This is a genomic window from Synechococcus sp. CS-1333, from assembly GCF_025128015.1.
In the GTDB taxonomy this organism is placed as follows: domain Bacteria; phylum Cyanobacteriota; class Cyanobacteriia; order PCC-6307; family Cyanobiaceae; genus MW101C3.
In genome coordinates, this window is sequence record NZ_JAHLYO010000014.1 from 84000 (window position 1) to 101268 (window position 17269).

At 68.5% G+C, this 17269-nt stretch carries 20 protein-coding genes; 15 read left to right on the forward strand and 5 right to left on the reverse strand.

The window, feature by feature from the left end; all coding sequences use genetic code 11:
* Positions 1-77: 77 nt before the first annotated feature.
* Positions 78-302, forward strand: a complete 225-nt coding sequence (locus tag KQ303_RS04860; RefSeq protein ID WP_259729377.1) for a glycosyltransferase family 2 protein — start codon at positions 78-80, stop codon at positions 300-302.
* Between the two features lie 137 nt (positions 303-439).
* On the opposite strand, the gene KQ303_RS04865 is transcribed toward KQ303_RS04860, so the two are convergent.
* Positions 440-676, reverse strand: coding sequence for a hypothetical protein (locus KQ303_RS04865; RefSeq protein WP_094510663.1), 237 nt, complete (start codon positions 674-676; stop codon positions 440-442).
* Between the two features lie 95 nt (positions 677-771).
* On the opposite strand from KQ303_RS04865, the gene pdeM reads away from it, so the two are divergent.
* Positions 772-1458 (forward strand): ligase-associated DNA damage response endonuclease PdeM, encoded by a 687-nt coding sequence (gene pdeM, locus KQ303_RS04870; RefSeq protein ID WP_259729378.1) that lies wholly within the window; start codon positions 772-774, stop codon positions 1456-1458.
* Here the strand turns inward: pdeM and KQ303_RS04875 are convergent.
* On the reverse strand, positions 1415-1849 hold the full coding sequence (locus KQ303_RS04875) for a CBS domain-containing protein (RefSeq protein WP_259729679.1): 435 nt from the start codon (positions 1847-1849) through the stop codon (positions 1415-1417). The two genes, pdeM and KQ303_RS04875, sit on opposite strands and share 44 nt — an antisense overlap.
* A 125-nt stretch (positions 1850-1974) precedes the next feature.
* Between KQ303_RS04875 and KQ303_RS04880 the strand changes: the two genes are divergently transcribed.
* Entirely contained in the window at positions 1975-2568 is a 594-nt protein-coding gene (locus KQ303_RS04880) for a CDP-alcohol phosphatidyltransferase family protein (protein ID WP_259729379.1), read from the forward strand.
* Here the strand turns inward: KQ303_RS04880 and KQ303_RS04885 are convergent.
* Entirely contained in the window at positions 2540-3457 is a 918-nt protein-coding gene (locus KQ303_RS04885; protein WP_259729680.1) for an NAD-dependent epimerase/dehydratase family protein, read from the reverse strand. The two genes, KQ303_RS04880 and KQ303_RS04885, sit on opposite strands and share 29 nt — an antisense overlap.
* A 136-nt stretch (positions 3458-3593) precedes the next feature.
* On the opposite strand from KQ303_RS04885, the gene hisA reads away from it, so the two are divergent.
* Together hisA and KQ303_RS04895 are read left to right on the forward strand one after the other, a co-directional pair.
* The gene (gene hisA, locus KQ303_RS04890) at positions 3594-4355 is read left to right on the forward strand and encodes a 1-(5-phosphoribosyl)-5-[(5-phosphoribosylamino)methylideneamino]imidazole-4-carboxamide isomerase (RefSeq protein ID WP_259729380.1); all 762 of its coding nucleotides are present in this window, start codon (positions 3594-3596) and stop codon (positions 4353-4355) included.
* A 165-nt stretch (positions 4356-4520) separates the two neighbouring features.
* The gene (locus KQ303_RS04895; protein ID WP_094510784.1) at positions 4521-4883 is read left to right on the forward strand and encodes a Fur family transcriptional regulator; all 363 of its coding nucleotides are present in this window, start codon (positions 4521-4523) and stop codon (positions 4881-4883) included.
* A 491-nt stretch (positions 4884-5374) separates the two neighbouring features.
* On the opposite strand, the gene KQ303_RS04900 is transcribed toward KQ303_RS04895, so the two are convergent.
* Positions 5375-5719 (reverse strand): hypothetical protein, encoded by a 345-nt coding sequence (locus KQ303_RS04900; protein ID WP_259729381.1) that lies wholly within the window; start codon positions 5717-5719, stop codon positions 5375-5377.
* 109 nt (positions 5720-5828) lie between these two features.
* Between KQ303_RS04900 and KQ303_RS04905 the strand changes: the two genes are divergently transcribed.
* The 3 genes from KQ303_RS04905 to fumC are packed head-to-tail and all read left to right on the forward strand — an operon-like array spanning position 5829 to position 9534.
* Positions 5829-7523, forward strand: coding sequence for a DUF3685 domain-containing protein (locus KQ303_RS04905; RefSeq protein WP_259729382.1), 1695 nt, complete (start codon positions 5829-5831; stop codon positions 7521-7523).
* Positions 7524-7561: 38 nt separating this feature from the next.
* Positions 7562-8158, forward strand: a complete 597-nt coding sequence (locus KQ303_RS04910; protein ID WP_259729383.1) for a thylakoid membrane photosystem I accumulation factor — start codon at positions 7562-7564, stop codon at positions 8156-8158.
* Positions 8158-9534: a class II fumarate hydratase gene (gene fumC / locus KQ303_RS04915; RefSeq protein WP_259729384.1), complete on the forward strand. Its 1377-nt coding sequence runs from the start codon at positions 8158-8160 to the stop codon at positions 9532-9534. The genes KQ303_RS04910 and fumC overlap by 1 nt, the downstream gene beginning before the upstream one ends.
* 5 nt (positions 9535-9539) lie before the next feature.
* On the opposite strand, the gene KQ303_RS04920 is transcribed toward fumC, so the two are convergent.
* Positions 9540-10922, reverse strand: coding sequence for a PhoH family protein (locus KQ303_RS04920; RefSeq protein ID WP_259729385.1), 1383 nt, complete (start codon positions 10920-10922; stop codon positions 9540-9542).
* Positions 10923-11019: 97 nt separating this feature from the next.
* On the opposite strand from KQ303_RS04920, the gene KQ303_RS04925 reads away from it, so the two are divergent.
* From KQ303_RS04925 to lpxD, 7 genes are all read left to right on the forward strand, one after another.
* A complete protein-coding gene (locus tag KQ303_RS04925) occupies positions 11020-12243 on the forward strand; it encodes a F420-0:Gamma-glutamyl ligase (RefSeq protein ID WP_399233099.1) in 1224 nt (407 codons plus the stop codon).
* 70 nt (positions 12244-12313) lie between these two features.
* Positions 12314-13462 (forward strand): hypothetical protein, encoded by a 1149-nt coding sequence (locus KQ303_RS04930; RefSeq protein ID WP_259729387.1) that lies wholly within the window; start codon positions 12314-12316, stop codon positions 13460-13462.
* On the forward strand, positions 13459-13950 hold the full coding sequence (ruvX, locus tag KQ303_RS04935) for a Holliday junction resolvase RuvX (protein ID WP_259729388.1): 492 nt from the start codon (positions 13459-13461) through the stop codon (positions 13948-13950). The genes KQ303_RS04930 and ruvX overlap by 4 nt, the downstream gene beginning before the upstream one ends.
* A gap of 30 nt (positions 13951-13980) precedes the next feature.
* Positions 13981-14535, forward strand: coding sequence for a DUF3727 domain-containing protein (locus KQ303_RS04940; RefSeq protein WP_094510671.1), 555 nt, complete (start codon positions 13981-13983; stop codon positions 14533-14535).
* Positions 14532-15047 carry a YqeG family HAD IIIA-type phosphatase gene (locus tag KQ303_RS04945; RefSeq protein ID WP_094510672.1) on the forward strand — a complete coding sequence of 172 codons (516 nt, stop codon included), beginning with the start codon at positions 14532-14534 and terminating at the stop codon, positions 15045-15047. The genes KQ303_RS04940 and KQ303_RS04945 overlap by 4 nt, the downstream gene beginning before the upstream one ends.
* Positions 15044-16165, forward strand: coding sequence for a glutamate 5-kinase (proB, locus tag KQ303_RS04950; protein WP_259729389.1), 1122 nt, complete (start codon positions 15044-15046; stop codon positions 16163-16165). The genes KQ303_RS04945 and proB overlap by 4 nt, the downstream gene beginning before the upstream one ends.
* A gap of 47 nt (positions 16166-16212) precedes the next feature.
* Positions 16213-17265, forward strand: coding sequence for a UDP-3-O-(3-hydroxymyristoyl)glucosamine N-acyltransferase (gene lpxD, locus KQ303_RS04955; RefSeq protein WP_094510674.1), 1053 nt, complete (start codon positions 16213-16215; stop codon positions 17263-17265).
* Positions 17266-17269: the final 4 nt, after the last annotated feature.

Here is a 17269-nt window from a genome sequence, read left to right on the forward strand (position 1 = left end):
TTCTTTGGCTGGTAGGCGCCTGGGGCTTCAGTGGTAGGGCCCCCACCGCTGTCACCATCGGCGACCATCTCCTGGTAGTGGTCTCCACCTACAACGAATCCGCCAACGTCGAGGGCTGCCTGAGAGCGCTGCTGGCGAGCGATCCCCCGTGCCATCACTGGCAGCTGGTGGTGGCCGATGACGACTCGAGCAACGACACCGTCAGCAAGGCGGAAGGGGTGATCGCCGCGAACAGGCTCGCCTCGATCTGGAAATCCACCACAGGCCGCGGCTGGACCTGGCGGGGACGCTCGCTGGCCTGAGGGAACCCTCAGGCCTTTTCGAGCCGGCGGATGATCATCGACATCAGCGCCAACGAACCGACGAGAGCGACGAGCAGGGCGATGGTCATGACGAATGGGGTGCCGAAGGTGGGTGCAGGTTACGGAGCCGCTGGGGATCAGCCCTGCTCAGAGACCGGCGGGACCGGGGCGAGACAGCGATCACGCAGCAGGCGGGCCACCGTGAGGTTGCTCACCGTCATGCTGCTGTCGCGCTCAAGCAGCCATTCGGCCATCTCCATGCGCAGGGCATAGGCCTCTTCGAAGAACTCCAGCCGCTCCAGATCGCGCAGACGACCTTCGATCCACTGGAGGGTTTCTCCAGGGAGCTGGCGCTGGGAACGACGTTGGCTCACGGGGAGTGCCGCCTAGTGAGGGAATCTTGATGGATGGCGAGGGAAACTGGGTATCGAATGGAACACATCTGCAGCACAGCTGCGCACAAAAGCCTTTGACGGAACACCTTCCCTTCCTCTGGCGCGGTCACAAGCTTGAGCTGCTGGGGGCGCGGGCGGTGTGGGATCCGACGCAACGTCTGCTGTTGGTGGCGGATCTGCACCTGGGCAAGGCCGAGTCGTTTCAGGCCCATGGCGTGCCGCTGCCCAGCGATGGCGATGCCTCCACCCTCAACGCCCTGATCGCGCTGGCGCACCGCTGGCAGCCGGCTGAGGTGGTGGTGCTGGGTGATCTGATCCACGGCCGGCTCGGCCTCACCGGCGAACTGCGTCAGAAGATCCAGGCCTTGCCGGAGCTGCTCGGTTGCCCGCTCACGCTGATCGCTGGCAACCACGAGCGGGGCAGCTGGCTGGAAGGGCTGGTGCAGCAGCCCAGCAGCCGTCGCGGCCCCCTCTGGCTGAGCCACGGACCGGAACCGCTGCCAGTGGGCGGGGGGGAACTGCTGCAGCTCTGCGGCCACCTGCATCCGGTGGCCACAGTCGGGGACCGCAGCGATCGGCTGCGCCTGCCCTGCTTCGTTCACGACGCGGAGGCTCAGCGCCTGGTGCTGCCCGCCTTCGGCAAGCTCACCGGCGGCCACCCCTGCGAAGAGCACCATCAGCGCTGGCTGGTGGCCGACGGCGCGATCGTGGCCTGGCTCAGGCCGCTGCCGCCAGAGCGCGCACCACATCACCGCGGGTGAGCACACCCACCAGCTTGACGCCCTCAAGCACGAACAGCCGCTGGGTGCTGCGGTCCTGCAGCAGCCGGGCCGCGTCCGGCAAGGACAGTTCGGCACTGCAGGTGTGGGGATGCGCACCCATCAGTTCACCCACCGTGCTGCCCAGCACCTGGTGCACCTGCCGGTCCCAGTCGAGCGGATTGCGCAGGTAGATCACCGCGTCCAGCAGCATCACGTAGGGGCCGGCGTCAAAGCCGCTCTCCTTCACCATCAGGTTCTGTTCGGTGAGCTCACCTACCAGCGCTCCCGCCGCATCCAGCACGGGCAGGCCGCTGATGTGGTGGTCGCTCAGCAGTTGCACCGCCTGCTGCAGAGGGGTTTCGGGCGTCACGCTCAACACCGGGGTGGTCATGGCCGCCGCCACCCGCAGGGCCGGCTGGGAGTCGAGGGTCATCGGAGCGTTGCGATTGCAATGGTTCTAGGCCAGCGAGGGGTCGGGATCCGCGGCAGCAGACTGGCCCTTCCGGCCTGCCCAGCTTGACGCCGACACCCCAGCACCGCCCCACAGGCCGACCTGCCGCTTCTGCAGCCCGGCGCCTCGCCGATGGGCTCACGCTGGCGCGGGCCGTGATCGGCTTGCCGCTGCTGCTGCTGCTGGCCGCCGATCAGCAGGGGGCGGCCTGGTTCCTGCTGCTGCTGGGCGGCTTCAGCGACTGGGCCGACGGCGTCCTGGCCCGCCGTGCCGGCGGCGGTTCCGCCTGGGGTGCTCGCCTCGATCCCCTCACCGACAAGATCCTGATCAGTGCACCGCTGCTGTGGCTGGGCGCCGCCGGACGCCTGCCGCTCTGGGCGGTGTGGCTGCTGCTGGCGCGCGAGCTGCTGATCTCAGGCTGGCGGGCCGGCCAGGGGGATGGCGGCCCCGCCTCCCGCGCCGGCAAGGCCAAGACGGTGCTGCAGTTCAGCGCGCTGCTGCTGCTGCTCTGGCCCGAACGCTGGGGGCTGGGCCTGGGCCAGGCCGGGTTTGTCGCCGGGCTGCACAGCGCCGGTTGGTGGCTGTTCTGGCCCTCGCTGGCGCTGGCCCTGAGCTCGGCGCTGGGTTACCTCAGCCCAGCAGCGCCGCGTCGCCGCTGAAATCAGGCCGGGCGGCGGGGCGCAGGGCGTAATCGTTGGTGTAGCTGTCCGCCAGGCCGGCATCAAGATCGAAGGCCGGCGTCCAGGCCAGCTCCCGCTCCAACCGGTGCACATCGGTGAGGAAATGGGCCAGGCGCAGGGGAAAGGCCTTGCGGGCCTTGGGGTCGAGGCCCGAGGGATCGAAACTGCGGATCGTCACCGCTGCCGGATCCTTGCCGCAGGCCCGTGCCGCCGCCGCCACCAGTCCGCGGAAGGTCACGCCCTTGCGGCCCGAGCAGTTGTAGATCCGGTTGGTTGCGGCCTCCACCTCCAGGCAGCGGGCCATGGCCGTGGCCAGGTCACTCACGTGGCCCAGCTGGGTGATGGTGTTGCCGTCGCCGGGCAGGGGGACCGGCTGGTCGTGCATGAGGCGGTCGAAGAACCAGCTCTCCACCGGGTTGTAGTTGCCGGGTCCGTAGATGTAGGTGGGCCGGAAGCTGGTGAAGGGGATACGCTCGGCCCGCAGCCAGTCTTCGGTGTGGAGCTTGCCGGCATGGCGGCAGGCGGGGTCGGTGGGTGCGGTTTCATCCAGCGGCCACAGCTCACTGTCGGCATAGACGCCGGCCGAGCTCACGTACACGAAGCGATGGGCGGGGGGGCCGGTGCGCTCCACCACCGCCCGGCTGTCGTCGAGGTTGCGGCCGCTGCTGTCGATGATCACGTCGAAGTCACGGCCCCGCAGCGGCTCGAGCGCGGCGGCATCGCTGCGGTCGCCCACCAGATGCTCCACCCCGGCCGGCACCGGATTGCGGCCGCGGGTGAACAGGGTGAGCGCATGGCCATAGCCCTGCAGCTGGGCCACCAGGGGCTTACCGATGAAGCGGGTGCCACCCATCACCAGGATCTTCACGGAAGCAGCGGCAACGGCGCCGCCATTCAAGCGCTGAGCGGGGCGGGAGCCGCCACCGCATGCGCCCCAGTGGGCAGGTGCTGCCCCCACCCCTGCCGGCGAGGATGGGCCATGACCACGGCTCACCCGCTCCGCCATGCAGATCATCCCCGCCATCGACCTGCTCGACGGCCACTGCGTGCGGCTGCACCAGGGCGATTACGACCAGGTCACCCACTTCAACGACGATCCGGTGGCGCAGGCCCTCGACTGGCAGAGCCAGGGGGCCGAGCGGCTGCATCTGGTGGATCTCGATGGCGCCCGCAGTGGTGAACCGGTCAACGATGCGATGGTGCGCGCGATCACGGCGGCGCTCCGTATCCCGGTGCAGCTGGGCGGCGGTGTACGCACGGCAGAGCGGGCAGAGGCGCTGCTTGCCGCCGGCCTTGAGCGGGTGATCCTGGGCACGGTGGCGATCGAACAGCCGGAGCTGGTGCAGGCGCTGGCGGCCCGCTTCCCCGGCCGGATCGTGGTGGGCATCGATGCCCGAGGCGGCAAGGTGGCCACCCGGGGCTGGCTGGAGGACAGCGCCGTGGAGGCCACGGCACTCGCGGCCAGCTTCAAAGGCAGCGGTGTGGCGGCGATCGTGAGCACCGACATCGCCACCGATGGCACCCTGGCCGGCCCGAACCTGGAGGCGCTGCGCGCGATGGCCGCCGCCAGCCCGGTGCCGGTGATCGCCTCCGGCGGCGTGGGTTCCGTCACCGATCTGCTGGCCTTGCTGGCCCTGGAGCCGCTCGGCGTGGAGGCGGTGATCGTGGGCCGGGCGCTCTACGACGGAGCGATCGACTTTCGTGAAGCCCTGCAGGCCGTGGGGCCGGAGCGGTTACAGGATCCGATTCCGCCGAGCGTCTGCTAGGGGCCGATCCCTTACCCCAGGGGCAAACCGATTAAGGTTGAGGTAAAGCATTCGTATCCACGTGTGAAGGCTGCGACTGCCCCACCGCTGACCAACGGGCAGAGCACAGGCCCCACCGCCCTCGCGGGGGTGATCGAGGTGTTCGGGCGCTGCCGCGACCTGGGCATGCGCCTCAGCCGCCAACGCAAGCTTGTGCTGGAACTGCTCTGGCGAGAGCGGCGCCACCTAAGTGCCCGCGACATCTTCGAGCGCCTCAATCAACAAGGCCGCCGCATCGGCCATACCTCCGTCTATCAGAACCTTGAAGCTCTGCAGAGCGCTGGAGTGATCGAGTGCCTCGACCGCGCCAATGGCCGCCTCTACGGCTACCGCAGCGACCCCCACAGCCATCTCACCTGCCTGGTGAGCGGTGAAATCCAGGACCTTGACGTGGTGCTCCCCGACGACCTGGTCCGCCGCATCGAAGAGCTCACTGGCTACACGATCGAGTCGTACACCCTGCAACTGGCCGGCCGGCCCCGCCAGTGAGCGCGGTGGAGGGGCTCAGGGGAAAACAGGTGGCGAGAATCAGTGGCATCCAATGCTTTCAAGTGACGTGCAATCAATCCAAGTGACATCCAATGTCAGCTTGTGACATCACGAGAATTATCTTCTTTGCTGCAACCTACGGGGACGACATTAACCAAAGAGGGCCAGAACAACGGGGACAGCTCGACGAATCTGAACGTGCATCCAGACGTTTCGACTCGACGCAGGTGGAATCCATAGCCGTGCGATTCTTCACCGCTAGTGGGATCCTCTGGAAGCATCGCTTTCTCGCCGTCTCGTTTTGTCGCTCATGATGGAGAAGGCGTGTGGATCCTTCAGGGGCAATAGTTTCTCCTTCGCGGAAGGTTGAATCGCGAGAGAGCGAATGCGTCAAACGAATTAAGCCAGGACGGACAGACTTCAGGACGAACCAACTCCAGAAACGACGGATTCCGTAGGCAAACAGAAACGCGGGTTATTGGAGTCGCAGCTCACAGGATTCGTAAGCTGGCGAATCCAGATGTCATCCCCATCGAGGAAAGAGAAAAGACCCCCTCAGGATTCTCTGCGAGACACAACCCATCCTCCAGCTCTGCAACCAAATCCTGATTCAGGGCGCTGATGGTCTGGTAGAGAAGACATGAATTTCTGGCCAGCCGGCTGTCTTTGGATGGCGCGTGGGTGGCGCCGATCCAGCGGGAAAGAACCGCTACGGATTGCGGCAAGACAATACCAATGGAGCGCATTCCTGACGGAAAGCCTGAACTCCCAGCCCCCTGCCAGGCCCCGTCCCCACCGTTGAGCTTTGGATCAGGGAAAAGCGAGACAGGCACCACGTGATCGGCACAGCCCCCAGCCCGCATCTGTTCACTTCACTGGCCTCCAATCACGCTGGAGAATTTGTCGTCAGGTCGTTACCTTGGCTCCAATGAGCGCACGCCCCCAGTGACACCAGCCCCTGAGGGCTCTCCAGCCACGGCAACAAACCGTCCCAGGATCCTGCTGTTCGCCGACCCCTTGCTGCGCGATGGCCTCAGCCGCCTGCTGAGTGCCGCGCCCTGTGCCGCCGAAGTGTTCACCGATCCAGCCGCCTGCAGCCGTGCGCCCCAGCTGCTGATCTGGAGCGTGAGCGCGCCGGTGCAGCCCGCCAACATGCTGCGAGAGCTGCAGCGATTGGAGGAGCGCTGGCAGCCTGCCCCGCTGCTGTTGCTGCTGCCCGCGCAGCCGGGTTGCTCCAGCGGCTGGTTGCTGCAACTGCCCGTGGCCGGCCTGCTGCAGGACCCCGATCCCGACACCTTGCTGGCGGCCGTGAGCACCCTGCTGGCCGGTGGGCGAGTGGTGGAGCTTCAGGGCGACGGGGCCCCTTCCGCAGAGGTCACGCCGCTGATGGGGCCGATCGGGCTGGGGCAGTGGCTGCTGCAGAGCGGCCTGCAGCAGATCGATGCGGAGCAGCGCCTCTGCCGTCGCCTGCTGACCCCACCACCGGACACCTTCCTGCTGCAGTTGATCCTGGAGGGCCGGTTGCGCGAACTGGGCGCCGCCCGCTCCCTGCTGCTCTGGCTGTGGGGGCCGCTGGTGCTGGCCTGGGGCGATGCCCAGATCAGCGACGACGGCGGCCTGCCAGGCGCTGCTTTCATGGGCGACCCGCCGCAGCCCCCCGCCAGCGGCAGCACGGCAATCACCCTGCGGCAACGCACCGCCGAAGGGGTGTGGAGCGCCATCCGCCAGCGGCTCCAGGAGTCCAGCCTGTCGGGGCCGCTCGATCCGCATGCCGGCACCCTGTTCGCGCTGCAGGGGCTCAGCGTGGAGCGGCGCCGCGACCTGCTGCTCGCCCTGCTGGGCCAGCTCGATCAGCTGCTGCTGCGGCTACGGCAGGAACGGCCGGCCACCGACACGCTCGAGGCCCGCTGGCAGGCGCTGCAGCCGGAACTGCGCCGCCATGCCCTGCGGCAGGTGGCCGGGGCCTACGTGCGGCTTCCCCTCGATGGGGTGTTGCTGCCGGTGGCCGACCACCTCAGCAGCACCACCGTGCTCACCAGCGACGACCCGGAACTGCCCGCTTCCCTGCCGATGCTCAGTGCGCTGATGGGGGGGCAACCGCTGCTGGTGGACGGCCGCCTGCTGTCTCCCGATGAACCCACTGCCCTGCTGCACCTGGAAGCCCTGGTGAGCAACTGGCTGATCCGCACTGCTGAGCTGATCAGCGCCGAGCTGCTGGCCTGCTGCGGCGACTGGCCGGAACTGAGGCGCTACCTGTTGGTGAATGAGCTGCTGGCCACCCGCAGCCTCGAACGTCTGCGCAACCAGCTCAATGCCCAGCAGCGCTGGAGCAGCTGGTTCGAGCGCCCGATCCAGCTCTACGAAAGCAGGAGGTTGCTGTATCGGTTGGAGGCGGGCAGGATCACGCCGTTGCTGCTCACCGAACCCCGCGACCGCGAGCTGCGGCAGCTGGGCTGGCTGCAGCAGACGGTCACGCTGGCTCTTGAAGCCCGCGATGCCCTGGCACCGCAGCTGCAGTCTTTCCTGCGCCAGCTGGGCGATCTGCTCGTGGTGGTGCTCACCCAGGTGATCGGCCGGGCCATCGGCCTGATCGGCCGGGGCATCCTGCAGGGAATGGGCAAAGGCATCAACCGTCCCTGAGCGGCGGCTGGGCCCTGGTCTTTCGGCTGGGCGTCACAATGACCCCAACCCGCCTCCCGCTTCGGTTGCTGCGCCCTAACGCCTTTCCCTTCCTGATCCGCCGCAGCCTGGCGCTGCTGGTGGCGCTGTTCCTGCTGCTGGCTCCAAGACCAGCTCTGGCCTCGCTCACCACCAACAGCTACGACGGCAACATCTTTGCTCTCTACGCGGGCAATGGCTCGCTGGTGCCACCCCGCAGCACGCTGGCCCAGGCCCGCGCCGACCATCGGCCTGTCGTGCTGGTGTTTTATCTCGATGACAGCGCCGACAGCAAACAGTTCGCGCCGGTGCTCTCGGAGCTGCAGCGCCTGTGGGGCCGCACTGTGGAGCTGATCCCCCTCACCACCGATCCGCTGCAGGGACTGGCCGATCAGGGTCCAGACGATCCGGTGCACTACTGGAACGGCACCATTCCCCAGGTGGTTGTCTTTGATGGCGATGGCAAGGTGCTGCTCGACGCCAACGGACAGGTGAACACCACCGCGATCAGTGCCGTGCTCAGCAAGGCCACCGGGGTGGAACCCGCCGGCGGCGAGCGGGCCACCAGCACCCGCAGCTTCAACGAGCTCAACAGCGAAGTGGTGTCCGGCAGCTGATGGCCACCCGCACCGAAACCGACAGCCTGGGCCCGGTGGAGGTGCCGGCCCAGCACTACTGGGGCGCCCAGACCCAGCGCTCCCTGCATTTCTTCCCCTACGGGGAGGCGATGCCGCTGCAGCTGGTGCACGCTTTCGGCCAGCTCAAGGCGGCCTGCGCCGAGGTGAACCGCGACATGGGCCGGCTGCCGCCCGAGCTCGCGGCCCTGATCGTGGCGGCGGCAGAAGAGGTGGCTTCAGGGGTGCTTGATCCGGAATTCCCGCTCAAGGTCTGGCAGACCGGCTCCGGCACCCAGACGAACATGAACGTCAATGAGGTGATCGCCAACCGGGCGATCGACGCTGCCGGTGGCACGCTCGGCAGCAAGCGGCCTGTCCATCCGAACGACCACGTCAATCTGAGCCAGTCGAGCAACGACACCTTTCCCGCCGCGATGCACATCGCCGTGGCGATCGAGCTCGAACGCACCCTGCTGCCGGCGGTGGAAGCCCTCGCCGCCACCCTGGCTGCCAAGGCCGAGGCTTACAGCAGCATCATCAAGATCGGCCGCACCCACCTGCAGGATGCGGTGCCGCTCAGCCTGGGCCAGGAATTCAGCGGCTACGTGGCCCAGCTGCAGCTGGCCGCAGCTGGCTTGCGTCTGCTTCTGCCCCAGGTGCTGCAACTGGCGATCGGCGGCACGGCGGTGGGCACCGGCCTCAATGCCCCCAGGGGCTACGGCGAGGCGGTGGCTGCACGGCTGGCGGAACGGATCGGCTTGCCCTTCACCAGCGCCCCCAACAAATTTCAGGCCCTGGCGGGCCATGAACCGCTGGCCGGTGCCCATGGCGCGCTCACGGTGCTGGCGGGCAGCCTGATGAAGATCGCCAACGACATCCGCTGGCTGGCCAGCGGCCCCCGCTGCGGGCTGGGGGAACTGGTGCTGCCTGAGAACGAACCGGGGTCCAGCATCATGCCCGGCAAGGTGAATCCCACCCAGTGCGAGAGCCTCACGATGGTGGCCGTGCAGGTGATGGGCAACAACACCGCCGTGCAGATCGCCGCCAGCCAGGGCAACTTCGAGCTCAACGTGTTCAAGCCGCTGATTGCGCTCAACCTGCTCCAGAGCATCGAATTGCTGGCCGGCGGCTGCCACGCGTTCCGTGAACACTGCATCGAAGGGCTCGAACCCGACCGCGCCCGCATTGAAACCCTGCTGGATCAGAGCCTGATGCTGGTCACCGCGCTGGCTCCGGCGATCGGTTACGACGGTGCCTGCCGCATCGCCCGCCACGCTCATCTGCACCGGCTCAGCCTGCGCGAAGCGGCGCTGGTGCTTGGAGAGATCAGCCCAGAAGCCTTCGACCGCTGCATTGACCCCGCACAGATGATCTGAGCGGCTCAGAGCAGATTCGCCGCCAGCTCCGCCAGAGCAGAGCGTTCTCCTTTCTGCAGGGTCACGTGGCCGGCCAGCTGCTGTCCCTTGAACTTCTCCACCAGCCAGGTGAGCCCGTTGCTGTCAGCATCCACGTAGGGATTATCGATCTGGTAGGGATCACCGGTGAACACGATCTTGGTGCCTTCACCCACCCGGGTCACGATCGTTTTCACCTCATGGGGGGTGAGGTTCTGGGCTTCATCCACCACCATGAACTGGTTGGGAATCGAGCGGCCGCGGATGTAGCTGATCGCCTCCACTTCCAGCAGACCCATGCTCTTGAGATCCAGCCAGTTGTTGCGCGGGCCCCGGGCGCCACGGGCCGGGGTCTGGCCGGGGTCGTCGCTGCCGAGCAGATAGTCGAGGTTGTCAACGATCGGTTGCATCCACGGGCCCATCTTTTCCTGCAGGTCTCCTGGCAGAAAGCCGATGTCCTTGCCGAGGGGGATCACGGGCCTAGTCACCAGCAGGCGCTGGTAGGTATGGTCATCGGCCACCTGATGCAGACCGGCCGCCAGGGCCAGCAGGGTCTTGCCGGTGCCGGCCTTGCCCACCAGCGTCACCAGCTGAATCGAGGCATCGAGCAACAGATCGAGCGCGAAGGTCTGCTCCCGGTTGCGCGCTGACACCCGGCCCAGCTTGGCGCGGGACACCTTGGGCAGAGGCCGCAGCTGGGCGGCAGCGGAGCAGTAGCGCGCCAGCAGGGTGTGGCCGGGCTGGGCCGCATCCACCAGGGTCACGCCCTCGTTGGCCTGCAGCGGGGGAGCCTCGGGCGGCGGCGGCGGCAGTTCGGCCACAGCCAGGCTGCCCTCGCGCTGCAACTGCTCCATCTGGGCGGCGTTCACCCACCACTCGGCGGTGCCGGGGTAGAGATCGGCGATCGCCACCTTGTCACTGGTGTAGTCCTGAGCGATCAGGCCCACCGCATCGGCCTTGATGCGCAGGTTGGTGTCCTTGGTCACCAGGATCACGGGCGGCTGGCTGCCCATCACGCCCTGCAGGCGCTGCTCCAGCGCCACCGCCAGGATGTTGTTGTCCCCGTTGCCCGATTTGAGTTCCGGCGGCAACTGGCTGAGTGTTTCGCTACGGCAGAACACCACCTTCAGCTGGCCGTGGGCGATCGGGTCGATCTCCACCCCCTCCGCCAGGTTGCCCTTTTCACGCAGCCCGTCGAGCAGGCGCGACACCTGACGGGCATTGCGGCCCTTCTCGCTGCTGTCGCGTTTGAAGCGATCGATCTCCTCGACTACCTCAATCGGAATCACGACGTTGTTGTCCTCGAAGCGCACCAGCGCCCGCGGGTCGTGCAGCAGAACGTTCGTATCGAGAACGAAGGTCTTCTTCATAGCGTGCCGGCGTGCTGCCGCCCAGAAAGCTAGGGCGGTGCTGAGGCCACCATCTACGCTCCCGCTGTTTCGCCGCCCGCAGCACTCCGTGGCCCCATTGCCCGCTCCTCTGTGCCTGGCCCTGATCGCCGCTCTTGGCTTCGGCGCCCTGCTGCTGTGGCTGGAGCTGCGCCACCGGCTGCGGCCCGCTTCACCGCTGCGGCTGGATTCCCATGACTGGACGGTGCAGGAGCACGCAGCCGCCAGCGACGGGGCCATCACCGTGGAAGGCGTGCTGCGCCTCAGCAACCCCCATGCCCGCATGGAGGTGATGGTGCCGGAAGTGGAGCTGCGGCCCACCCTGCTGGGCAAGGGCGACCTGAGCGGGGTCACCGTCACGGCCCGCCTCACCGCCGCCCATCCCGATGAGGACACCCGCGCCGATGGCTACTGGGCGGCCTACATCGTCAAAGGCAACAAGCAGACGGAGGCCCGCGTCTCGCTCACGATCGCCGCGCCGGCCGGCCGGCCGTCTGCTGGCGCCGCCGGGCAGCAGCCGATCGATCCCCTCGCCCTGATCGACACCCTCTGGCTCGAGGTGTTGTGGGTCAACTACGGCCCCTTTGGACGGCTGCAACGCCGTGACGGTCTGCTGATACCCCTGCGCAAGCCCGAGCCCCTGCAACCCGCCACCTCCCGCTGGCGAGCAGGGGAAGCCTGTCAGGTGCTGCCGCTGCCCACCCATCTGCTCGGCGTGCTGGATGATCCAGCCGACGTTCTGCGCCGCTACGCCGCTGCCGTGCTGCAACCCGGCGACATCCTCACGATCGGCGAAACACCGCTGGCGGTGATGCAGGGCCGCTACCAGCACCCGGCCATGGTGGAGCCATCGGCCCTGGCCCGCCTGCTCTGCCGGGTGTTCCATCCCACCAGCAGCCTGGCCACCGCCTGCGGCCTGCAGACCCTGATCGACGACGTAGGCCCGGCGCGGGTGCTGTGCGCCTGGCTGGCCGGCACCCTGATGAAACTGGTGGGCAGCCGCGGCGGCTTCTACCGCCTGGCGGGAGAGCAGGCACGCCTGATCGATGACATCACCGGCACCACCCCCCCCTACGACCAGACGATCGTGTTGGGCCCGGCCCACCCCGAGCGCAGCTGCCGTGAACTGGCCAGGCAACTGGGCGTGCCGGTGGCGGTGGTGGATGTGAATGATCTGGGCCGGGTGAAGGTGCTGGCCGCCAGCGAGGGCTGCGATGAGGGCCTGCTGCAGCGGGCATTGCGGCCCAATCCGGCCGGCAATGCCAACGAGCGCACGCCTCTGGTGGTGGTCCGCCCCGCCTGACCCTCACGCGCTGGCACCCCTCCGGCCAGCCGGTCCAGAACCGATACAGTCGGGTCACGACTGAAGTCACGTGCGGCACCCCATCCCCCTACGCCCCTCGGGAGGTGACCCGCTCGCCGCGCCGGGGGAGCTGCGGATCGAGCCGTTGCAGGGCTGGTCGTTGCCGCTGCTGAACGATGCCGCGTTCGCTGATCTGCAGCCGCTATTGCAGCGCTCCCTTCTGCTGCGTCAGCCGGAGCGCCTGCTGAGTGCCCTGGTGCAGCGCCCGCCCCTGGTTCCTGAGGTGCTGGTGGCCTACGAGACAGCCGATTGCATGCTGGGGGTGAGCGTGGTGCGCCGCCTCAACCGGAGTGGCAGCTGCTGGGGTGTTGAGGCGTTGCGGGTGGCACGCACCGCCCTGCAGCGACCAGGCAGCCTCAGCGGCCAGGAGATCCAGGCGGGCCTGCTGCGCGAGGCGCTGCACCGCTGCAGCGGTGCAGCCAGCTGGATTGCCCGCTGTGACAGCACCGACACCGACCGGCTGGCACTGCTGCGGGAGCAGGGCTTTCAGCCCCTGCGGCACGAAGTCTCCTGGCTGTGGAACGCCCCGGCAGAGCCGGGCCCGGCTCTGCCGCCCCCTGGCGACCTGCAACTGCGGCCCCTGAATCGGCGCACCGCTGGCCTGATGCTGCACCTGGAGCAGGCGGCCTGCCCGGCGCTGCTGCGCCAGCTGCTTGACCGCCGGGTGGAGGATCTGCTTGACCAGAGCAGCGGCCCCAGTGCGCTCTGGCTCGACCCCAGCCGCCAGCAGGCAGTGGCGGGCGTGCGCCGGCTGCATCACCAGGGCCATGGCCCGGTGGATCTGCAGCTCACGGTGCATCCCGGTTGGTCGCGGCTGCACGGCCCGGCGCTGGAGCACCTGCTGATCCAGGCGGTGGCCAGCGATCCGGTGGTGCGCCTCTGTAGTGATGCCGGCGATGCGGAGCGCTGCGCCTGGTTGCGCAGCATCGGCGCCAGCCTGGAAGGCGAGCGGCTGCTGATGGCGCGCAGCGTCTGGCGCCGCCACGAGCAGGCCAGCAGCCGCGCCGCCAACTGGCGCCTCGACACCGTGCTCGAGCCGTTCAAACCGCGCCGTCGCACGGTGCCCACCCCTGCAGGACCGTCGGCGCTCACGCCCGCCGCACGCCCAACGCGGGCACTGGTGAGTGCCTCCTCCAGTGCGCTGTCCACCCTCCGGTGAGCGCCACCCCCGGCACGCGGCAACAACGCCAACCCCCACAGCCCCGCTCCGTGCTGGCGCTGGATGTGGGGCGGCGCCGCATCGGCCTGGCCGGTTGCGATCCGCTCGGGCTCACGGTCACCCCACTGCCGGCACTGGCGCGCGGGGCCTACGCCCACGACCTGGAAACCCTGCGCGCCCTCAGCGCCAGCCGGCGGGTGCAGGCGCTGGTGGTGGGGCTGCCGCTCGACAGCCTCCAGCAGCCCACGCCCCAGGCGGCCCACTGCCGCCGCTACGGCGAACGGCTGGCCCGCCACCTGAGCCTGCCGCTGGCCTGGGTGGATGAGCACGCGAGCAGCTGGGAGGCGGGAGAGCGCCACCGCCTGCACGGTGACCGCAGCGGCGCGCTCGACAGTGCCGCAGCGGCGCTGCTGCTGGAGCAATGGTTGCGGGAAGGTGACGAGCCGGTGACCTTGGCGACCCCCCTGCGGACAGCAGGCCGGCGCTGAGACATTCTGAGAGGGTCTGACTCCCCCTCCATGAGTGCCGAAGGCCCCTCGATCACAGGATCCGGTGACGTGCCCACGGTTCTCGTCCGTGACGACCACGACCGCCAGCTGCTCTGCTTCCTCGAACAACTGATCCCGCTTGATGGGCACGATTACGCCCTGCTCACGCCGGTCGATACCCCGGTGTGCCTGTTCCGCCTGCAGGGCGACGACGAACCGGAGCCGATCGAAACCCTCGATGCCACCGAACCGATCCTGTCGGTGGCCGATGTGGTGCTGCAGGAGCACGACCTCACCCTGGTGCGTTCCGCCGTCACGCTCACGGTGAGCGGTGAGCTGGAGGAGCCCGATCCGGAGGATCTTGACGACGAGGACGGCGACGAAGACGACGACACCGACACCTACGAGCTGCTCGTCAGCTTCATGGTCGAAGACCAGGAGTACGGCCTGTACATTCCGCTCGACCCTTTCTTCGTGGTGGCCCGCATGCACAACGGCGAAGCAGTGCTGGTGGAAGGCGAGGAATTCGACCGCGTGCAGCCGCGAATCGAGGCTGAACTCGACGACAGGGAGAGCGCTGGGTGACCTCCCGCCACCTGCTGCAACCCGACTGGGAGCTGCAAACCAGCCTGGCCGGCCTGCCTCTGGAGCGGCTGATCGCCCAGAACATCAAGGCGCTGGTGCTGGATGTGGATCGCACCCTCATCCCGCGCCGGCAGTCGCAACTGCCGCCTGCCGTGGAGCAGTGGCTGATTCAAGCCAAGCCGCACCTGCGCATTCATCTGTTCAGCAACAACCCGTCCCGGCGCCGCATCGGAGCGGTGGCGGATCAGCTTGACCTCCCCTACACCGTGTCAGCGGGCAAGCCGCGCCGCAGCACCCTGCGGCGGGTGCTGGCTGAGCTGAATCTGCCGGCGCGGCAGGTGGCCGTGGTGGGGGATCGCCTGTTCACCGATGTGCTGGTCGGCAACAGGCTCGGCCTGTTCACGGTGTTGGCCAAGCCGGTGGATGTGCACGGGCTGCCCTGCCGCGTCGACCATCTGCAACGCCTGGAGGTGCGGCTGGCGCGGCTGGCGGGAGCGGACCTGAAGGGATGACGCGACGTGTGATCAAGGTGGGCACCAGCCTGCTGCGGGGCTCGGCGGATCGCGACACCGCCTGTGTGATCGCCGATCTGGCGGCCAGCCTCAGCCAGCAACGCCGCCGGGGCGATCAGGTGACCCTGGTGACCAGCGGCGCCGTGGGCCTGGGCTGCCATGCCCTGCAGCTGGAAAAGCGCCCCACCGAAGTGGTGGCGCTGCAGGCGGCGGCGGCGGTGGGGCAGGGCCAGCTGATGGGGCTTTACGCCGAAGCCTTCGCCAGCCACGGCGTGCGTGTGGCGCAGGTGCTGCTCACCCGCGGCGACCTGGCCTCGCGCCGCCGCTACCAGAACGCCTGCCGCACCCTGGAACACCTGCTGGGTTGGGGAGTGATTCCGATCGTCAACGAAAACGACACCCTGGCCACCGACGAACTGCGCTTCGGCGACAACGACACCCTCTCGGCGCTGGTAGCGGTGGCGATCGGCGCCGAGGAACTTGTGCTGCTCACCGATGTCGACCAGCTCTACTCCGGTGATCCCCGCAGCGATGCCACTGTCGAGCCGATCGAGGAGGTGCGTGATCTCCAGGAGCTGGCCCGGCTCAGCAGCGTGGCCAGCGGGGGCGGGCGCTGGGGAACCGGCGGCATGACCACCAAGCTCACTGCCGCCCGCATCGCCACCTCCAGCGGGGTGCGCGTGCGGCTGGCGGACGGCCGCGACCCGCGCGTGCTGGAGGCCCTGGTAGCCGGCGAGAAAGTGGGAACGGTGTTTCAGCCCAGCTCCAGACCCCTGGCCGACCGCAAGGGCTGGATGGCCCATGCCCTGCTGCCCAAAGGGGATCTGGTGATCGATGCAGGGGCGCAGAAGGCGCTGGTGGAGCGGGGCGCGTCCCTGCTGGCGGTGGGCATCCGCGCCGTGGAGGGCCGCTTCGGCCGCCAGGACGCGGTGCGGCTGATGTCGTTGCAGGGAGAGGAGATCGGCCGGGGCCTCTGCGCCCTGAGCAGCGAGGAGGTGCGGCAGGTGCTGGGCCTCAGCAGCAGCGAGGTGCAGCGGGAGCTGCAGCAACCGGCAGGAGCGGCGGTGGTGCACCGCGACCATCTGGTGCTCACGGCCCTGGCACCCGCCAGCGACTGACCGCAAGGCAGGCCTACGATCCGGCCTCAGTTCGCGGCTCCGGCAGCATGCGCTTCAGCACCCTGCTGCTCCAGCTCGCCCAGCGGGGCCTGCTCAACGACTCCGCACCGCGGCATCTGGCAGGCGACCCCGAACTGAGCGGGGCAGCCGCCGTGGATCAGGCCGCTGCCGGCCAGCTTTCCTTTCTCGAGCCCGGCCACCAGCTCAGTGCCGCCCTGGCCACCTGCCACGCCTCGGCGCTGCTGCTGCCGCTCGACCCGGAACTGCAGCAGTTGGCGCAGGAACGGGGCATGGCCTGGGTGGCCCTGAAGGATCCGCGACTCGGGTTCGCCGAGGCCCTGGCGGCACTGCACCCGCCCCGGCACTGGCCCGCCGGTATTCACCCGTCGGCGGTGATCGATCCCAGCGCCAGCGTCGGCACCGGCGTGCACATCGCCGCCCATGTGGTGGTGGGGGCCGACTGCCTCGTGGGTGAAGGCTGCGTGCTCCATGCCGGCGTGGTGCTTTACCCCGATGTGCACCTGGCTGAGGGCTGTGAGCTGCATGCCAATGCGGTGCTCCATCCCGGCAGCCGTCTGGCGCGCGGGTGCGTGGTGCACTCCAACGCCGTGATCGGCTCGGAGGGTTTCGGCTTTGTGCCCACCGCCAATGGCTGGCGCAAGATGCCCCAGACCGGCCTGGTGGTGCTGGAGGAGCAGGTGGAGGTGGGCTGCGGCACCACGATCGATCGCCCATCGGTGGGGGAGACACGCATCGGCGCCGGCACCAAGATCGACAACCTCGTGCAGATCGGCCACGGCGTCGTTACCGGCCGGGGTTGTGCGCTGGCCGCCCAGGTGGGCATCGCCGGCGGCGCCCGTCTCGGCAACGGTGTGATCCTGGCGGGCCAGGTGGGTGTGGCCAACCGCACCACGATCGGCGATCGGGCGATCGCCTCGTCCAAGTCGGGCTTGCACGGCGACATCGCCGCCGGCGAGGTGGTGAGCGGCTATCCGGCGATCCCGAACCGCCTGTGGCTGCGCTGCTCGGCCGCCTTCAGCAAGTTGCCGGAGCTGGCCCGCAGCGTGCGCCAGCTCAAGGCCGCCGCCGGCGACCCCTGAGGGC